The organism is Propionispora sp. 2/2-37 (genome assembly GCF_001298735.1).
Lineage (GTDB): Bacteria > Bacillota > Negativicutes > Propionisporales > Propionisporaceae > Propionispora.
Genome location: NZ_CYSP01000006.1, coordinates 162,242 through 179,344 on the forward strand (window position 1 = coordinate 162,242; position 17,103 = coordinate 179,344).

The 17,103-nt window shown below is 43.0% G+C and carries 13 protein-coding genes and 2 tRNA genes; 13 read left to right on the top strand and 2 right to left on the bottom strand.

Translation table 11 applies throughout. The features are described from left to right. Nucleotides 1-154: 154 nt before the first annotated feature. The 4 genes from P22_RS08120 (at nucleotide 155) to P22_RS08135 (ending at nucleotide 5,017) form a co-directional block, all read left to right on the top strand. Complete coding sequence (locus P22_RS08120) at nucleotides 155-2,869, top strand: sigma 54-interacting transcriptional regulator (protein WP_054259730.1); 2,715 nt, start codon at nucleotides 155-157, stop codon at nucleotides 2,867-2,869. Nucleotides 2,870-3,047: 178 nt separating this feature from the next. After that, nucleotides 3,048-4,340, top strand: coding sequence for a PTS sugar transporter subunit IIC (locus P22_RS08125; RefSeq protein WP_054259731.1), 1,293 nt, complete (start codon nucleotides 3,048-3,050; stop codon nucleotides 4,338-4,340). Between the two features lie 34 nt (nucleotides 4,341-4,374). Further along, the gene (locus P22_RS08130; RefSeq protein WP_054259732.1) at nucleotides 4,375-4,677 is read left to right on the top strand and encodes a PTS sugar transporter subunit IIB; all 303 of its coding nucleotides are present in this window, start codon (nucleotides 4,375-4,377) and stop codon (nucleotides 4,675-4,677) included. A gap of 31 nt (nucleotides 4,678-4,708) precedes the next feature. Continuing rightward, entirely contained in the window at nucleotides 4,709-5,017 is a 309-nt protein-coding gene (locus tag P22_RS08135) for a PTS lactose/cellobiose transporter subunit IIA (protein ID WP_054259733.1), read from the top strand. Between the two features lie 314 nt (nucleotides 5,018-5,331). On the opposite strand, the gene P22_RS08140 is transcribed toward P22_RS08135, so the two are convergent. Then, entirely contained in the window at nucleotides 5,332-6,660 is a 1,329-nt protein-coding gene (locus P22_RS08140) for a 6-phospho-beta-glucosidase (RefSeq protein WP_054259734.1), read from the bottom strand. Nucleotides 6,661-6,773: 113 nt separating this feature from the next. Between P22_RS08140 and P22_RS08145 the strand changes: the two genes are divergently transcribed. From P22_RS08145 to P22_RS08175, 7 genes are all read left to right on the top strand, one after another. Further along, nucleotides 6,774-8,126: an aminotransferase-like domain-containing protein gene (locus P22_RS08145; RefSeq protein WP_054259735.1), complete on the top strand. Its 1,353-nt coding sequence runs from the start codon at nucleotides 6,774-6,776 to the stop codon at nucleotides 8,124-8,126. Nucleotides 8,127-8,310: 184 nt separating this feature from the next. Then, on the top strand, nucleotides 8,311-9,231 hold the full coding sequence (locus tag P22_RS08150) for a L,D-transpeptidase (protein ID WP_172675820.1): 921 nt from the start codon (nucleotides 8,311-8,313) through the stop codon (nucleotides 9,229-9,231). A gap of 129 nt (nucleotides 9,232-9,360) precedes the next feature. Further along, a complete protein-coding gene (gene polA / locus P22_RS08155; protein ID WP_054259828.1) occupies nucleotides 9,361-11,991 on the top strand; it encodes a DNA polymerase I in 2,631 nt (876 codons plus the stop codon). Nucleotides 11,992-12,019: 28 nt separating this feature from the next. Beyond that, entirely contained in the window at nucleotides 12,020-12,844 is an 825-nt protein-coding gene (gene mutM, locus P22_RS08160) for a DNA-formamidopyrimidine glycosylase (protein WP_054259737.1), read from the top strand. A 27-nt stretch (nucleotides 12,845-12,871) separates the two neighbouring features. Further along, on the top strand, nucleotides 12,872-13,483 hold the full coding sequence (gene coaE / locus P22_RS08165; RefSeq protein ID WP_054259738.1) for a dephospho-CoA kinase: 612 nt from the start codon (nucleotides 12,872-12,874) through the stop codon (nucleotides 13,481-13,483). A gap of 64 nt (nucleotides 13,484-13,547) precedes the next feature. Continuing rightward, the gene (locus P22_RS08170; RefSeq protein WP_235814593.1) at nucleotides 13,548-14,126 is read left to right on the top strand and encodes a lytic transglycosylase domain-containing protein; all 579 of its coding nucleotides are present in this window, start codon (nucleotides 13,548-13,550) and stop codon (nucleotides 14,124-14,126) included. A 41-nt stretch (nucleotides 14,127-14,167) separates the two neighbouring features. Continuing rightward, the gene (locus P22_RS08175) at nucleotides 14,168-15,817 is read left to right on the top strand and encodes a peptide ABC transporter substrate-binding protein (RefSeq protein ID WP_235814591.1); all 1,650 of its coding nucleotides are present in this window, start codon (nucleotides 14,168-14,170) and stop codon (nucleotides 15,815-15,817) included. A 45-nt stretch (nucleotides 15,818-15,862) separates the two neighbouring features. Here P22_RS08175 and P22_RS08180 read toward each other — a convergent pair whose 3' ends face one another. Continuing rightward, nucleotides 15,863-16,219 carry a hypothetical protein gene (locus P22_RS08180; RefSeq protein ID WP_054259740.1) on the bottom strand — a complete coding sequence of 119 codons (357 nt, stop codon included), beginning with the start codon at nucleotides 16,217-16,219 and terminating at the stop codon, nucleotides 15,863-15,865. A 667-nt stretch (nucleotides 16,220-16,886) separates the two neighbouring features. Between P22_RS08180 and P22_RS08190 the strand changes: the two genes are divergently transcribed. Together P22_RS08190 and P22_RS08195 are read left to right on the top strand one after the other, a co-directional pair. Beyond that, nucleotides 16,887-16,972: transfer RNA gene (locus P22_RS08190), tRNA-Leu, on the top strand. A gap of 23 nt (nucleotides 16,973-16,995) precedes the next feature. Next, nucleotides 16,996-17,081 (top strand) — tRNA-Leu (locus tag P22_RS08195). The last annotated feature ends 22 nt before the right edge of the window (nucleotides 17,082-17,103 follow it).

Sequence of the window (17,103 nt, forward strand, 5' to 3'; positions counted from 1 at the left end):
CATTGAAAATATTTCCATTTAAAGCAATGATTCTACGTTCACAGTCGAAATCCTCCAAAATCAAGAAAAAGTTAAAACGAGTATGAACTGGAGGATTTTACAAAATTCCTGTAGAAATCTCTGTCGTTGTCTATTATGTAGCCGGAGGATGCACATGAAGAGAATCGAACAGGTATTTCAATTTGTTCAGGCAGAATGTGAGATTCAATATAATAAGAAACGGCAGGTATCCGGTGTAACCACAGAAGAGGTGGCACGTAACCTGGCGATTCAGCGATCTAACGCTTCCTGCGATTTAAACAGTCTTGTTAAGCTGGGGCGACTGGAGAAGGTAGAGGGCAAGCCTGTTTTGTATAAAACAGCAGAAGCTGGGATATTGTACCCGGAAACAGCAACTAGTCTTTCTGTATTGGACCAAATCATTGGTGCGGAACAAAGTCTTAAAACTCCTCTGCAGCAGGCGAAAGCTGCGGTTATGTACCCTCCTTTTGGTTTGCATATTTTATTGTTGGGCGAAACCGGAGTTGGTAAATCCATGTTTGCAGAAGCAGTTTTTCGTTATGCACAGGATATTAAGCGATTAGAGCCTAATGCACCCTTTGTGACCTTTAATTGTGCAGACTATGCCCACAATCCGCAGCTTTTGCTGGCGCAGCTTTTTGGGGTGAAAAAAGGAAGCTATACCGGAGCTGAACGGGATACTGCCGGGATAGTGGAAAAAGCCAACCGGGGTATTTTGTTCCTAGATGAAGTACACCGTTTACCGCCGGAAGGCCAGGAAATGCTGTTTTATTTGATTGATAGAGGATTTTATCGTTCGCTGGGAGAGGTTGCAGAAGAAAAAAAAGTGAAAGTATTAATTATCTGTGCCACAACAGAAAGTACCGATTCTACTCTTTTACGTACTTTTACCCGCCGTATCCCCATGATAATAAAACTCCCTTCGATAAAAGAAAGAACGCTGGAAGAACGCTGGGAACTAGTGAAAAGTTTTTTTAAAAATGAAGCTAATTGTCTTAAAGTCCCTATCAGTGTTTCACAAAATTCTTTGAAAGCATTTTTACTATATGACTGCCCTAACAACATTGGGCAATTAAAAAGTGATATTAAGCTCAGTTGTGCGCGGGCTTTTTTAGAATACGTCAGCAATAAAGAAGGAATTCTTAAAGTATGCAGTGAGGATTTACCGGAATACATTAGAAGCGGATTTGTTCATTATAAAGACTACCGTGAGGAGATTGCCAAGATTGGTTTAAATGGGAATATTATCTTTTCGGCATCCCAGGAAGCGGATTTGTCAGTAAAAAAAGGTGAAGTGGAGAGTATTTACGATACCCTGGAGCAAAAGTTTAAAACTCTCAAGGCCAAGGGTTTAAGTGAAGCCGATATTCAGCTTGTTATGAGCCTGGACATTGATGCCCATATCAGGCAATATATGGCTAATTTTCGCAAGGATAATTTAGAAGAACTGTATAAAATTGTCGACCGTAACATCGTGAAGGTCACGCAGGACTTTCTGCAATATGTCATGGAACAAACAGGCAAGAAGCTGGAAGAGAAAGTACTGTTTGGCATGTCCATTCATATTGCCAAGGCTATAGAAAGGATAAAAGACGGCAAAACAATCCGGAATCCGCATATTAACGAAATACAAGAAACCTATCATCAGGAGTTTCTGCTGGCACAATATTTCGGCGCATTGCTAAAGCGTGAATTTGCCGTTGATATCCCTTCGGACGAGATCGGTTTTATTACCATGTTCCTGGTGCTGGATGACTATATGAAAGAATCGGCGGCAGGGCGGGTTGGAATTATTGTAGCCATGCATGGTAACAGTACGGCCACTTCGATGGTCGATGTGGTTAACCGTCTGTTGGGTGAAAAGCATGCCATAGGATATGATATTCCTTTGGAGCAAAAAACGGAAGTTGCATTGGATGAAATTAGCAGGCTGGTACGGGAGCATAATGAAGGACAGGGAATTTTGTTGCTGGTGGATATGGGTTCGCTGGTTATGTTTGGTGATATGATTTATGAATGTACCGGGATTCCCATAAAAACCATAGAAATGGTCAGTACTCCCATGGTACTGGAAGCAGCCCGTAAAGCATTAATGATGACATCCTTAGAAGAGGTGTATCATGCCGTGACAAATCTTAGCCCTTATCTTGGCCGTTTGTACTGGAGTAACCTGGATTTTAACAATCAACTGAAAGATAACGTGATTGTTACGGCTTGCATAACGGGAAAGGGAACGGCGATTAAACTCAAAAATATGGTCGAGAAATCATTGGCCGTTTATGGAAAACAGATGGATATATTGCCGATAGAGATTAGTAATATGGAAGACTATAAGCGCAAACTGGATAAAATTAAACGGGAAAAAAATATAATTGCAGTGGTTAGCAGTATAAAACCTCAGGAATCAAACGTACCTTATCTCTCGATGAAAGAACTGATTGAGGGAAGGCTGGACAAAATTTTACCGGAAATCCATCCGCTGGACACTAAAGAAGTGTTTGAAAAAATACAATTTATGGCGGATATTATTAATGAGAATCTCCGTATTGATGGCGACGCATTTATGAGAATGTTTAAGCTTTTTTATCATCAATTGTCGGACAATGGTCTGCTGATGCAAGAGGATACGGCTATAGGTTTAGTCCTGCATTTGGCCTGCATTATTGAAAGGATAATTCAGGGAGAAACCCTGACTGTCTGTGACCGGTGTGAGACGGCTGAAATGGAAGGCTATGAAAAAAGTTATGCCCTTATAGAAAAAGCACTGGAGCCTTTGGAGAAGAGTTTTTCCGTTACGTTACCTGAAAATGAAATCTATAACATTATAAAATTAATACACTTTATATAAACCGCTGTTTCTTGGCTTTAAAAGCGATACACATTTATATACAGAAGAATACGAATAAAAAAACTCCCTGGATATCAGGGAGTTTTTAGATTTTCAGAGGAATTTTGGTCAGCTTGTGTATTGGCACGATCCTTGCAATATATATGGGCATTTACAGAAGAAAAAAGGAGTTGTTATTATGGAAAGCCTTATTAGATGGCTTGACGAGTATTATGCACCTTTAGCCGGCAGGGTGGGGGAGCAGCGGCATTTAAAGGCAATCAGGGATGGCGTAGTATCATTAATTCCCTTAATGCTTATTGGATCCTTTTTTTTAATTATCGCTTTTCCTCCCATTCCTGCATTAGCCAAAATGGTTGAGCCCTATGTTCCTACTTTGGTCTCCGTCAATAACACTACCATGGGACTAATGGGGCTTATGGCTTCCCTATCTATCGCTTATTCCCTGGCGAACTCGTATAAGATGGACCCTTTGGGCAGTTCTCTTTTCAGTGTAGCGGCGTTTATGCTGGCAACCCCCTTCGCTAAAGACGGTAATATTATGTCTGCCTGGATGGGAAGCAAAGGATTATTTGTTGCCATGCTATCGGCAATATTCATTGTAGAATTGCAGCGCTTTATGATTAAAAAGAATATTGTCGTCAAGATGCCTGACGGAGTGCCGCCTACGGTAGCACGTTCATTCGTTGCCTTAATTCCCGGTTTTGTTGCTTTAGCGGTTGTTTTAGGGCTTAATCTCCTTTTACTGAATGCCCAGTCTAATATTCAGGATATCATTTATACAATTCTCGGCGTTCCGCTTTTAAGTCTTGGCGGTTCTTTGCCGGCATTTTTGCTTGCTGTAATCTTCTGCCAGTTGCTTTGGAGTGTAGGCATCCACGGTGCTAGTTTAGTTACCGGTATGATGAGTCCCGTGTGGTATTCACTGTCCCAGCAAAATGCTGTTGCCAAAGCCGCCGGCGAAGCAGTGCCCAATGTTATCTGTCAACAATTTTGGGAGATGTTTTGCACTATTGGCGGATCAGGCTCAACCTTCGCAATGGCTATCATGCTGATTACCATTGTAAAATCGAAACAGTTAAAGGCAATTGGCAAATCAGCCCTTTGGCCAGGTTTGTTTAATATTAATGAACCTATTATTTTCGGTATGCCGATTGTCATGAATCCTGTATTGATGATTCCTTTTATTATTGCTCCGGTTGTCTCGGTTACAATCGCCTATTTTGTTATGGATCTTGGCTTGGTGGATAAGGCGTTTGCCATGGCTCCATGGACAACACCGCCGTTTATTAATGCTTTTTTGGATACCGGGGATATAAAAGCAGCCATATTGCAGTTTATATGTTTTTTGATAACCGGGTTGGTGTACTATCCATTTCTAAAAATGTGGGATATAGCTAAAAGTAAAGAAGAAGCTGTTGAAGAGACAGCAAAAACCGGTAAGCCAGTCGGAGCAACGATAGCCCGGTAAGCTTGACTATTGAAAAACAATCGGAGGGATAAGGATGAAAATTTTATTGGTTTGTGCGGCTGGTATGTCTACTAGTTTATTGGTAACAAAAATGCAGAAAGAAAGCGAATTACTCGGCAGCAATGATACTATTTTTGCCTGTTCTGTTGATGAACTGGAAGAGCATATTGATCAATATGAAGTTATTTTGCTAGGACCTCAAATCCGGTATAAAGCGAAGGCCATTGGTGAAATGGTTGGACGCAAGGGCAAGGGATTTGGTGTCATTGATTCGATGAATTATGGCAGGGTTGACGGAGCAAAGGTTCTTGAACAGGCATACAGTTTGAAGCGATAAAGACGATACTAGGATAAGGGGATACAAGATAATGGAAGAAGTTGCTTTTAATATAATTCTTCATGCGGGAGATGCCCGCAGCCATGCTTTGGAAGCGTTACGGTATGCCCGTGAACAAAAGTTTACCGAGGCAGCAGCAAGCATGGCTGAAGCGAAGGCCGAATTAATTGCCGCCCATCATATTCAGACCAATCTGTTACAGTCGGAAGCGGACGGGAAAAAACAAGACATCAGTTTATTGCTTGTTCACGCGCAGGATCATTTAATGACAGCTATACTGGCTAAAGACTTAATTGAGGAAATGATCTTGATGCTTGAAGCGCAGCATGCAAAGAAATAAAAAGGGAAAAGCAATTTTAATGTACTTATTCCGGAAGCAATTATGAAAGCCCTTGTATCGCTGGTTGGTGCGGCAGATAGTGGGTTGTTGTTTTTTGTAGGGCTATTTGCTGGGCCGTAGCCGATTGCTTGGGGGAATTTTAGACCATTAAAGATCTGGAAGCAGTGCAGAGTCAATCACGAGAGTATGACTAACATGTTCTGGACTCAGGTCCAAGTATTCTTTTAAGCAGTACCATGGGAATCATGCTAGTCTGATGATAAGAAGCCATCCAGCTGTTTGTCATGCTAGATGGCTTCTTATTGTTGATTTATTTATTTCCTGGAAAAATACTCCTTAAACTGCGGGAGATAAGTCCGATTCGCTTCCAACATTTCGTCCAGTAAAAGCTTAGCCGATTTGTCCGAGGCAACCAGTGGGTTAATCGTTAAGGCGAGCAGCGCCAGATTGTAGTCGCCTGTTACAGCAGCATCGATTGTTATCCGTTCAAAGGATTTGATTTGTTGCACTAAACCGTTCACCTGAACGGGAAGTTCGCCAACCTGGAGTGGCTTGGGGCCGTCTTTAGTGATTAAGCAGCTGACTTCAACGACTGAGTCGGCCGGTATTCCGTTAATCGCACCATTGTTTCTGGTATCTACCGGCTGGATGTCCCTCTTATCATTATATATTGAAGTAATTAATCGGCAGGCTGCATCACTATAATAGGCACCGCCGCGTTTTTCCAATTGTGGAGGCTTACTATCCAGGTTAGGGTCTTGGTACAGTTCAAACAATTCTTTTTCCAGATTTTTTACAAGTTCAGCCCGGGTTTCTCCTTTCCTAAACTCTTCCAATTCCTTTTCCAGCATTTCGTCCTTTTTAAAATAATACCGATGATAAGGACAGGGAATAATGCCTAGACCGGTCACGAATTCCGGGACCCAATTTATATTAATGATGTTCTTTACTACTTCTCCCAGATTGCCCGCAGCGATATCCTTTAAAACCCGCTGAGTGACTTCCTCTCCGTCGGCATAGACATGCAGACCGAAAATCATGTGATTGAGACCGGCAAAATCAATTCTCACCCTGGAAGGATCAATTTGCAAAAGATTGGCAATCGCCATTTCCATTCCGATCGGGACATTACACAGCCCAATCACTTTTTTATTTTTCCCATAGCGTAAAATGGCTTCCGTTACCATTCCTGAAGGGTTGGTAAAATTAATCAGCCAGGCATTAGGGCACAATTCCGCCATATCTTTGTCAATGTCCAGGATAACCGGAATGGTTCTCAGCGCTTTTAACAGTCCGCCGGCTCCATTGGTTTCCTGGCCTATATAACCATGGCTTAGCGGAATACGTTCATCTCTGATCCTGGCATCCAGTAACCCGACACGTAATTGGGTTGTTACAAAATCAGCACCGGAAAGTGCTTCTCGGCGATCCAGTGTTGTATGGATTTCTATCGGGAGATTGGCCTTTTTGACCATTCTCTTTGCGAGGTTGCCGACAATAGCAAGCTTTTCTTTTCCTTCCGCAATGTCTACCAACCACAGTTCTTTTACCGGAAGTTCATCGTAGCGTTTAATAAACCCCTCGATAATTTCCGGTGTGTAGCTTGATCCTCCGCCAATAGTTACGATCTTTAAGCCTTTCATGGTTAAATCCTCCTTAATCGCTTGGTGTGTCTTTCTGGTTTGATTATAAGTTGGCGCCGGGAGGCTAACAATGGTGTTATAATTGAAGTGTACCGATACAGTTAGGAGGCATTATGAGAAATCTATATAAACGAATTGCCTTTGCCATCGAAAATCAAATAATACAGAAAAACTATCAGGGCGGACGAAAACTACCATCGATTCGTGAGCTTTGTGAGAAATATCATTGCTCGAAAACCACGGCGGTGAAAGCCTATGATACTTTAAAAAATAAGCATATGGTCTATTCTGTGCCGCAAAGCGGCTATTATATTGTTGAGCAATCACTCAGAAATGAAGAAATTGATCATTCGGTTGTCGATTTTTCTACTGGAAATCCGCTTATTGGGGCTGTCCATATTCCGGACCTCAAACACTGTTTGGACCGGGCGGTTGATTTAAGTAATAATTACTCCATACGTCGTGATCTGCATGGAACCGGTTCTTTACGGAAACTATTGCCGCATTATCTGCAAACCTTTCAGGTTTTTACTTCTGTCAAAAATGTATTTATTACTCTTGGTATTCAACAAATGTTAAATCTGTTGACACATATGCCTTTTCCGAATGGAAATAAGACAGTTCTTATTGAACAACCCACCTATCGGTTTTTTATGGAATCTTTAAAGCGTTCCGGCAGCTCCGTGCTGGGGATAAAAAGAACTTGTCACGGATTAGATCTGGATGAACTTGAATTTCTTTTTAAAACCAAAAAGATCAAGTTTTTTTATACTGTTCCGCGCAATCATAATCCACTGGGCACGACATATCCGGCTGTGCAAAGGAAGAGTATTGCAGAATTGGCTGCCAGGCATCACGTCTATATTGTAGAAGACGATTATTTTGGTGATGTTGTTAATGACGCCCGCTATGATCCGATATATGCCTATGGTGACCATTACCATCACATCTATTTAAAAAGTTTTTCTAAAATCATTCCTTGGTTCCGGATTGGGATTGCCGTTATTCCCACGCATTTGTTACCGGTTTTTGAGAAAGAGACCTGGTATTCGTATTACCAGTCATATTTTTCTGCCTCACTGGTGTCGCAGGCAACGCTGGACATGTACATACGAAGTAAGCTATTGGCGAAACATGCGTATGAGATCGGGAAGGAGTTGAATATCCGTCTGGCAAGACTGCAAAAATGCCTGGAGGATTTACGGGAATATGGGATAGAGCATCCGGGAATAACGAGTGGATTTTACACCTACCTTAGGTTTCCTAATATTGTTGATGAAGAACGGCTTGCGCACGAATTGCGCAAAAAGGGGATTTTTATATCCCGGGGAACGTTGTATTATCTTGACCGATCCTTTTATGAAAAAGGTATAAGAATCAGTATTTCCCGGACTAACGCGAAAGATATTGAACGGGGGTGCGAGATAATTGGCTTAGTGGTAAAAAGTCTGACAGCAAGAGGATAATTGAGGAATAGGATTCTATACTATTTCTTTATAGAAATAGGTTGTGTACCTTAATGTAAACGCTGCTGTATAAAGAATGAAGGTTGTTCTCAGTGGGGCGAATACAGAAATCTCTTATCATATTCAGGTGATGTAATACATAGTAGTATATCGTTTGTAATTTTCGGATGAAGAAGGGATGATTGTGTTTAGTTTGAGAACAATACTGATTTTGCTTACTGCAGCATTGCTCTTTTGGGATAATAATGCTTTTGCCGAAGGTAAATCGGGACTTGAAATTATAATTAATATCCCCAGTCGTACGTTGGATTTGTATCGCGATAATACTCTGTGGAGAGAATATGCCGTCGCCGTAGGTAAACCTTCCACACCGACACCGACTGGAGATTTTTATATTTCTACCAAAGAAGTCAATCCTGACTGGATACCTCCGAACGGAGATGCTGTTGTCCCGTCGGGGCCCCTTAATCCTTTGGGATATCGCTGGATGGGGTTATACTCAACTTATGGAATACATGGAACCAACGCTCCGTGGAGTATCGGTTCCGTGATATCGAATGGCTGCATCCGCATGAATGAGAGTGATGCAGAAGAACTATTTGATACAGTTTTCATAGGTACACCAGTTCATATTATTTATGAACGCATCAGGGTATATATTGATAACGATGGTTATGCCTCTTTGCATATTTATCCTGATATCTATAACAGCCAGCCGCTCGATGTTGCTACAGTTTACTTAAAGCTGGCACAATATGGAATCAATGGGCTGGTAGATGCAGAACAAGTTGATCGGGCGCTGCAAAATAATGAAGAACAACATATGGCATTAGGCCGGGTTTGCAGTATTGTTCTACATGGCAGCGAGCTTAAAGAAAAAGCGATTGAGCTGAACGGCACACTTTGGGTACCGGTATGGCCTGTGGCAATCGCATTAAAAACGGACATAACCTGGAATGCTGCCAGGGGCATCATTTATGCGGATGATCACAGTGTTCCGGGCATGGCACGGGGAGATATTTTATATGCAACCACTGAACATATACAACAACTGTTTGGTATATTCTTGGAATTTCCCTGTAAAAGGAAATTGCAGCATGGTTGACGGATAAAGATGGTTGCTGTATAATTTTGTTAGTAATAACTCCTGCTGGTATTTTACTAGTAGGGGTTTTTTAACATGATTATTCTTCTTAGCGAGAATACTAAATTAAATGATGGTGAGGGGATAAACATGTCTCCAAAATTTGTTATTATTGACGGCAGCAGTCTGGTGCATCGTGCGTTTTATGCCCTGCCGCTGCTTACGACTGCCAGCGGGCAGTATACGAATGCCGCTTACGGTTTTACCACCATGCTGGTTAAATTACTGGCCGATATTAAACCGGACGCGGTAGCGGTGGCCTTTGATAAAGGGCGCATCACTTTCCGCAATAATACCTATTCTGAGTATAAGGCGCATCGTAAGCCGACTCCGACCGAATTGTCGGAACAGTTTCCGCTGGTCAAGGAAATTCTTCAGGCCTTTCATATCCGTGTTTTGGAGGAAGCTGGCTATGAAGGGGATGACATTATTGGTACTTTGTCGGTAAAGGCCGTGCAGGCTGATTGTGATGTTATTATTGTAACAGGTGACCGGGATGCGCTTCAGTTAATCGGACCTAAGACAAAAGTACTTTTAACCAAAAAAGGTATTTCCGAGCTGGAAATATTTGATGCAGAAGCTTTTCGGAATAAATACAAAATTGATTCAAACCAGCTTATTGATGTAAAAGGGTTAATGGGCGATACTTCGGATAATATACCGGGGGTTCCGGGAATTGGAGAAAAGACGGCAACAAAATTGGTCGCTGAATTTGGCTCGGTAGAAAACATTTTAGATAATATTGACCGCATTTCGGGGAAAAAACTGCAGGATAATTTGCGTACTCATCAGGATATGGCAATTTTGTCGAAAAAACTGGCGACTATTGCCTGCGATATGCCATTTGAATTTATGCTGGATGAGTTTAAGTATGCTCCGGACAGTGCCCGGCTTAGGGAACTGTTTAACCAATTTGAATTCAAAAGTTTATTGCTTAGAATGGGTGAGATATTTCCCGGAAATGGAACCGCTAAAACCGGCGATGATGAATTTTTTGACCAATGCACTGTTGCGGCGGATGAAGAACGGATTGCCGAAATAGTTGCGGATATCCGGCATCGCGCCGTTCTACTGTTTTATCCTGTACTGCAGGGAGGCATACCGGAGCTGTCATTTATGGGCATGGCGGTATGGGATGGAAATGAAGACGAAGTGGTATATATTTCGGCGCAAAGCAAGGGCTGGAGCCAGGTTGTTCAACTTCTGAACGATGATGCCGTCCGAAAAATTACCTATGATGCAAAACCTGTGTACAATGCTTGCCGCCATGAGGGTATTTTGCTTAGGGGGCTGGAATTTGACGTTTTATTGGGCGCCTATCTGCTTGATCCTACCGCGGCAGAGTATCCTTTACGTATGTTGACGGCAAAGTATTTAAACGGCTTCCCCTCCCTCCGACCGGAGCAGGAACAAGACGCGCAGGCCATAGCTTGCTGGGCAGTTACCGCGGTCGCCCGCTTGTATCCAAAAATCATTACACTGCTTAAGGAATGGAAACTGGAAACCCTGTACCGGAAGATTGAATTGCCGCTGGTGGATGTTTTGTCGGCAATGGAAAGCTGTGGGATTACTATTGATGAAGAGCGATTACAAGTTATGTCTGAGGAAATTGCGGCAAGAATCAGTGAACTATTGCAGGAAATTTATAGCCTTGCCGGTGAACAATTTAATGTTAATTCTACGAAACAACTGGGAGTACTTCTATTTGATAAATTTCAGCTTCCCGTTATAAAAAAGACGAAAACCGGTTATTCGACAGATGCCGAGGTTTTGGAAAAACTTTCCGGTACGCATCCGATTATTGATTGCTTGTTGGAATACCGAATGTTGACAAAGTTAAAATCTACTTATCTGGATGGTTTGGCCGGCTTGGTTCATAGCGGGACCAAACGGATACATACTACTTTTAACCAAACGGTTACAGCAACCGGACGATTAAGCAGTTCCGAGCCGAATTTGCAGAATATCCCTATTCGTACGGATATTGGACGGAAAATTCGCGAGTTATTCATTCCCGGGGCGGGTTTTGACTATATTATGTCTGCCGATTATTCACAGATTGAACTTAGAATATTAGCTCATATGTCTCAAGACGACGGACTAATTGATGCTTTTAAACATAGTCAGGATATTCATACCCGTACTGCCGCGGAAGTTTTTGGCATCCCTATGTCTGCAGTGACGCCGGAAATGCGTTCCAGAGCGAAAGCGGTCAATTTCGGTATTGTATACGGCATCAGTGATTACGGGCTGTCTCGGGATATCGGCGTCACCCGCAGGGAGGCCGGTCAATATATTGAAAGTTATTTTGCGCGCTACCACGGTGTAAAAGAATTTATTGATGCAGTGGTTCAGTATGCTCATACACATGGTTATGTCACGACGATGTTTGAACGGCGGCGTTATTTGCCCGAGATTAACAGCAGTAACTTTAACCAACGGTCATTTGCCGAACGGACGGCTATGAATACTCCCATCCAGGGAACGGCTGCAGATATCATCAAGAAGGCAATGATTGATGTATATAGTGAATTGGCCGAAAAAAAATTCCGCAGCCGGATATTATTGCAGGTCCATGATGAATTACTTTTAGAAGTGCCGGCCGCCGAAGTTGATAGGGTTAGTGAATTGGTGAAGCGGTCTATGGAACGGGCTGTAATGCTGGCCGTACCGATGGTTGCCGATGTGAAAATAGGTAAAAACTGGGCAAGTGCAAAATGATATTCCTGTCCGATATGGAGGAGTTACTATGCCGGAATTGCCGGAAGTGGAGACCATCCGCCGAACGCTGGCGGATAAAGTTTCCCAACGTGTAATAAAGAAAGTAGAGTTATTGCTGCCACGCCTGATAAAATGGCCGGGTCCCGGAGAGTTTCAAGCCATGATTACCGGGAAACGGATCAGGCAGTTAACACGGCGCGGCAAATATTTACTGTTTCATTTAGATGAAAACATGGTGATGGTTGTCCACTTACGGATGACAGGACGTCTGTATTTTCAGCACAAGGATGAGGCGCGGGATAAATATATGCGCATTCTTTTTACTCTGGATAATGGCGATGTGTTATTGTATGCGGATACCCGTACTTTGGGAACACTATATTTAATGGAAGAAAATGAGCTGTGGCGCATTTCCGGCTTGCAGCACCTAGGACCGGAACCTTTAACTCTGGAGTTTTCTCTTGTGTATTTTAGTGCTATGCTCAAAAAACGTCCGGGGAAAATCAAAGCCGTATTGCTGAATCAGGCGCTTGTTAGCGGTTTGGGCAATATATATGTAGATGAAAGCCTGGCACAGGCTGGAATCCATCCGGAGCGAAGGGCTGACTGTCTGCTGGATAAAGAAATAGAAAGACTATATTATGCTGTCAATCAAGTTATCCAGGCCGGGATAGATAATGGTGGGACAAGTTTCCGCGATTATCGTGACGGTGCGGGAAGGCGTGGCAGCCATCAGGAGCATTTGCAGGTGTATGGCCGGCAGGCACAACCTTGCCGTATTTGCGGTACCCCCATCGTTAAAACGGTTGTGGCTGGCCGTGGGACTCATTACTGCCCGTATTGCCAGCAGTAGAAACCTTTGCAGCAGTTGGGAGGAAGTATGTATATCATTGGATTAACCGGTGGGATTGCCAGCGGGAAAAGTACGGTCAGTACCATTTTGAAAGAAAATGGCTGTCGCATTATTGATGCTGACCGTATTGCACATCAAGTTATGGAAGAGGGAAAACCTGTATGGCAGAAAATTGTCGAGCGCTTTGGGAGTGAGATTTTGCTTGCTGACCGGAGCATCAACAGAAAAAAACTGGGGGATGCCGTATTTAATGATTCCGCTTTGCGGACATGGCTGAATCATGTTACCCATCCTGCTATTCGGGAGGAGATTAACCGGCAGATAGCAAAAGCCGGGCAGGAGGGGTGTAGCGTTGTTGTTCTGGATATCCCACTGTTAATTGAAGCAGGATGGCAGGAAGCGGTTGATGAACTATGGGTTGTATATGTTAACCGCGAAAATCAGATTAGACGGTTAATGGCTCGGAGTGGTCTAACTCGTGAACAGGCATTGCAGCGAATTGATGCACAGATGAGCCTGGAGGAAAAACGGAATTATGCGGATGTCCTCATTGACAATAATACGGATAAAGAAACTATGAAGCAATACGTACTGGCAGCCTGGCGTAATCTGCAGAAGAATACGGGAAAAAGTCTGTAAAAGAAGTATGTTTTTGTTGCACGCCGCATAATTTGTAATTATATAGGATAACAGTAACGGAGTGATGGTCTTGTGTATAATAACCCGGATGAGAATCCTGGTTGCCGGTGTGCTGATTCTAGTTGTTGGCGCCTATGCCGTATATTGTAGCGGTTGGTTTCAGAAAAAGTATGTTTATCCTTTGCCATATGAAGCTATTATTTTTAAATATGCCCTGGAAAATGATCTGGACCCTTTTCTTGTTGCCAGTGTTATCAGGGCAGAAAGCAAGTTTTTGGTGAAAGCACGTTCGCCTAAAGGTGCTATGGGTCTTATGCAGATGATGCCGGAAACGGCGGAGTGGGTTGCGACACAGCTGGAATTTACTGATTTTTCCATAAAACAGCTTGACGATCCGGAAGTGAGCATCAGACTGGGTGCATGGTATTTATCTTCTCTGAAGAAGGAGTTTAACAGTAACGAGATATTGATGCTCGCTGCTTATAATGGCGGCCGGGGCAATGTTAAGCACTGGATGGAGCAGTATCAATGGTCATTTGATTTTGCGGGAATAGAGGGGATTCCCTTTCGGGAAACGCGTGAGTATGTAAAGAAGGTGCTTGCGAGTAAGGCACGCTATCAGGAATTATATCAAGCCGAATAGGAAATAAGGGCAGGCATGCTGTTGGGAAATGAGGTGTACTTTTGCGGTATTTCTATAAACTAATTTTGGTCAGTATCATGGTAGCAGCACTATTTACCACTGGCTGTGCTAAGCCGGAAGAACCTGGAGCACAACAAAAACCAGGAGCTATGCAGGGAAAAATCAAGGCCGGAGGGCAGTTGACATATGGCAGCCTTCAAGAACCTAACACCTTAAACCCCCTGTTGTCCGATCTGCTTTCCGTATCCGAAGTGAGCAGTTTGATTTTTAATGGTTTGCTAATTACCAATGAAAAGGGAGAATGGTTACCTGATCTGGCAGTTGCGGTTCCCAGTGTGCAAAACGGCGGAGTTAGCCGGGATGGACTAACGATTACTTACAAGCTTAGGGAAGGAGTAACCTGGCACGACGGTGCCCCATTCACCGCAGAGGATGTTAAATTTACCTGGCAAATGATTATGAATCCCAAGGTTAATGTGGTTTCGCGTGAAGGTTATAATAAAATAGCTGCTATTGACACTCCGGATGCTTCAACTGTTATTGTCAGATTTAAGGAAGCGTATGCGTCTTACTTGAATTTATTTCCGTTTATTTTGCCCAAACATATTCTGGAAAATGTACCTGATATCAACAAAGCGGAATTTAATCGTGCACCGATTGGTACAGGACCTTTTAAACTAAAAGAATGGCGTATGGCGGAAGCCATTTTTTTGGAAGCAAATCCTCAGTTTTTTCGTGGTAAACCTCTGTTGGATGAAATTGAATACAAAGTCATACCGGAGTTTAATCTCTTACTGTCTCAACTTAAGTCCGGTGAAATTGATATAGCTTGCAATATCGATTTTTTGCAGTTGGACCAAATTAAAGCCATCGAGGGGGTAAAGGTGGTCATTGTACCCAATATGATCTGGGAGCATATGGATTTTAATTTAGACAATGAATTGTTCCAGGATGTTAAAGTGAGGCAGGCCATTGCATTGGGGATTGACCGCCAGGCTATTACAACTCAAATTCTTAAAGGGACTGCCGTTCCGGCAGCCGGCGATCAACCACCTATCTCGTGGGCATATAACCCTGCGGCAGTACCAGCGGGACGTGATGTGGATAAGGCGAGACAATTATTAACGGAAGCCGGCTGGCAGCCCGGTCCGGAAGGAATATTTGCCAAAGGTCAAAAACGGTTGCGCTTTTCTTTGGCAGTACCACTGGAGGATAAAACACGGGAAGCGGTAGCACAAATGATAGCACAAGAACTGCAGGAACTTGGCATTGCAGTCGAAGTGCGTCCTGTGGAAAAAGGGGTGTTCTTTAGCGACATGCTGAAAAACAGACGGTTTGAAACCGCTCTTTACGCATGGTTTGGCGGCAACGATCCGGATAATATCAGTTTATGGAATTCCAAATATATTCCGAGCAGAAACAATGGATATACGGGGCAAAATTATCCCGGCTGGCGCAATGCGGAAGTGGATGCTTTAACCGGACAAGCGTTGCATACGTTGGATATCGAAACCCGTAAGCAAGCCTATTTTCGCATACAGGATATATTAAGTCAGGAATACCCTGTAGTGCCGTTATATTATCATACCAATATTGATGTAATCAGAAATAATTTGGAAAATTACAAAGCCAATCCGACGTTAGCGGGCAGCTTATGGAATGCCTGGGAATGGGGCTTTAGTGCTAAATAGCTTTCGGAAAGCATAAATAAAAGCTGGCATAGGAAAATGCCAGCTTTATAATTGTGCAATTAACGTTTTCGATGTGGGTTTTGTCCGGTCCTGCAAAGGATTGGAGGCCTGTTTCTGCAATTCAATGGCAGCGGTACTTAGCTCGACAATATAAGCAGGGTTGTCTTTATCCGTAACGGTTCCAGCATTCAACTTATTTTGTGATGCCTGTACTCGTTCAGTTGTCTGGCTGGTCGCAGTATCGCTCAAATCTAGGATATAGGCGGGATTGTCTGAAGCTGACGCTCTGCTCCCCGGCCTGCTGATGTCATTAAGGGCTCGATTAATGCGCTGCTGCTGTTCAGCCGATAAATTTGGTTTTTCGACTAGATAAGCCTGATTGTTTGAAATTGTCACAGACACTTTTATCTCTCTCCTTTTATATCAGTATCCTACTAAATTTATCCAATGTCAAGCAATATTTGAGATCACATTTTCCGGTACATAGGGAAAACGACGATTACAACTGTTTTTATACTAAGTCATGCAGGCTGGCTTAATTTGGATCGTCTTTTGACTGCAAGGAGGAGTTATATAAACCGTTAAGTACGGCATCTCTGTGATATTTGTCAAAAGTACTGGATATGCCGGGAGGCAGCAGCAAGTCAAAGTTGAACTCAAATGTTTTGCTGGCATATGTTTCGACGAAGTTTTTCATACGGCCGCCGACATAATCAATAAGTTGCTCGTCTGTTGTCACTCGCCTGAATAGGCCCGGATAAGTTGATGAATGCCTTCCGTAATTTGCTGTTTTTGGGCAGGAAAAGGCACGACTAGCATCCTCCTTATGTACGGAATGGTTATCCATAAATTTTAAGTATTATTATAGGTTATAATCATAGAATCAAGTTTGTAATTATCTGTTACAAATATTTTTATAAAACTACTTGCTATTTAATGTTATGTGTGCTAAAATATCACTTGTGGTTGACAAGCTGCCAACTGAAAACGGTGACATAATCCTGAAGATTTCTTTATATGTTGGAAGTTTTTTGCAAGAATTGACGGTTTGGTGACTACAGATGCTAATGCGGTCGTGGCGGAACGGCAGACGCGCTAGCCTCAGGAGCTAGTGGGGGCAACCTCGTGGTGGTTCAAATCCACTCGACCGCACCAAAACTAATATGAATGCTATAAGAGCGGTAGTGGCGGAATGGCAGACGCACTAGCTTGAGGGGCTAGCGGGGGCAACCTCGTGCTGGTTCAAATCCAGTCTACCGCACCATTATCGCGTAATTTAGATTTTC

Excerpts from the sequence above, each read along its gene's own strand:
- P22_RS08130 (WP_054259732.1), top strand. The coding sequence starts at position 4,375 with ATGAAAATTTTATTGGTTTGTGCGGCTGGTATGTCTACTAGTTTATTG.
- P22_RS08125 (WP_054259731.1), top strand. The coding sequence starts at position 3,048 with ATGGAAAGCCTTATTAGATGGCTTGACGAGTATTATGCACCTTTAGCC.
- coaE (WP_054259738.1), top strand. The coding sequence starts at position 12,872 with ATGTATATCATTGGATTAACCGGTGGGATTGCCAGCGGGAAAAGTACG.
- polA (WP_054259828.1), top strand. The coding sequence starts at position 9,361 with ATGTCTCCAAAATTTGTTATTATTGACGGCAGCAGTCTGGTGCATCGT.
- P22_RS08140 (WP_054259734.1), bottom strand. The coding sequence starts at position 6,660 with ATGAAAGGCTTAAAGATCGTAACTATTGGCGGAGGATCAAGCTACACA.
- P22_RS08145 (WP_054259735.1), top strand. The coding sequence starts at position 6,774 with ATGAGAAATCTATATAAACGAATTGCCTTTGCCATCGAAAATCAAATA.
- mutM (WP_054259737.1), top strand. The coding sequence starts at position 12,020 with ATGCCGGAATTGCCGGAAGTGGAGACCATCCGCCGAACGCTGGCGGAT.
- P22_RS08120 (WP_054259730.1), top strand. The coding sequence starts at position 155 with ATGAAGAGAATCGAACAGGTATTTCAATTTGTTCAGGCAGAATGTGAG.
- P22_RS08135 (WP_054259733.1), top strand. The coding sequence starts at position 4,709 with ATGGAAGAAGTTGCTTTTAATATAATTCTTCATGCGGGAGATGCCCGC.
- P22_RS08170 (WP_235814593.1), top strand. The coding sequence starts at position 13,548 with ATGGTCTTGTGTATAATAACCCGGATGAGAATCCTGGTTGCCGGTGTG.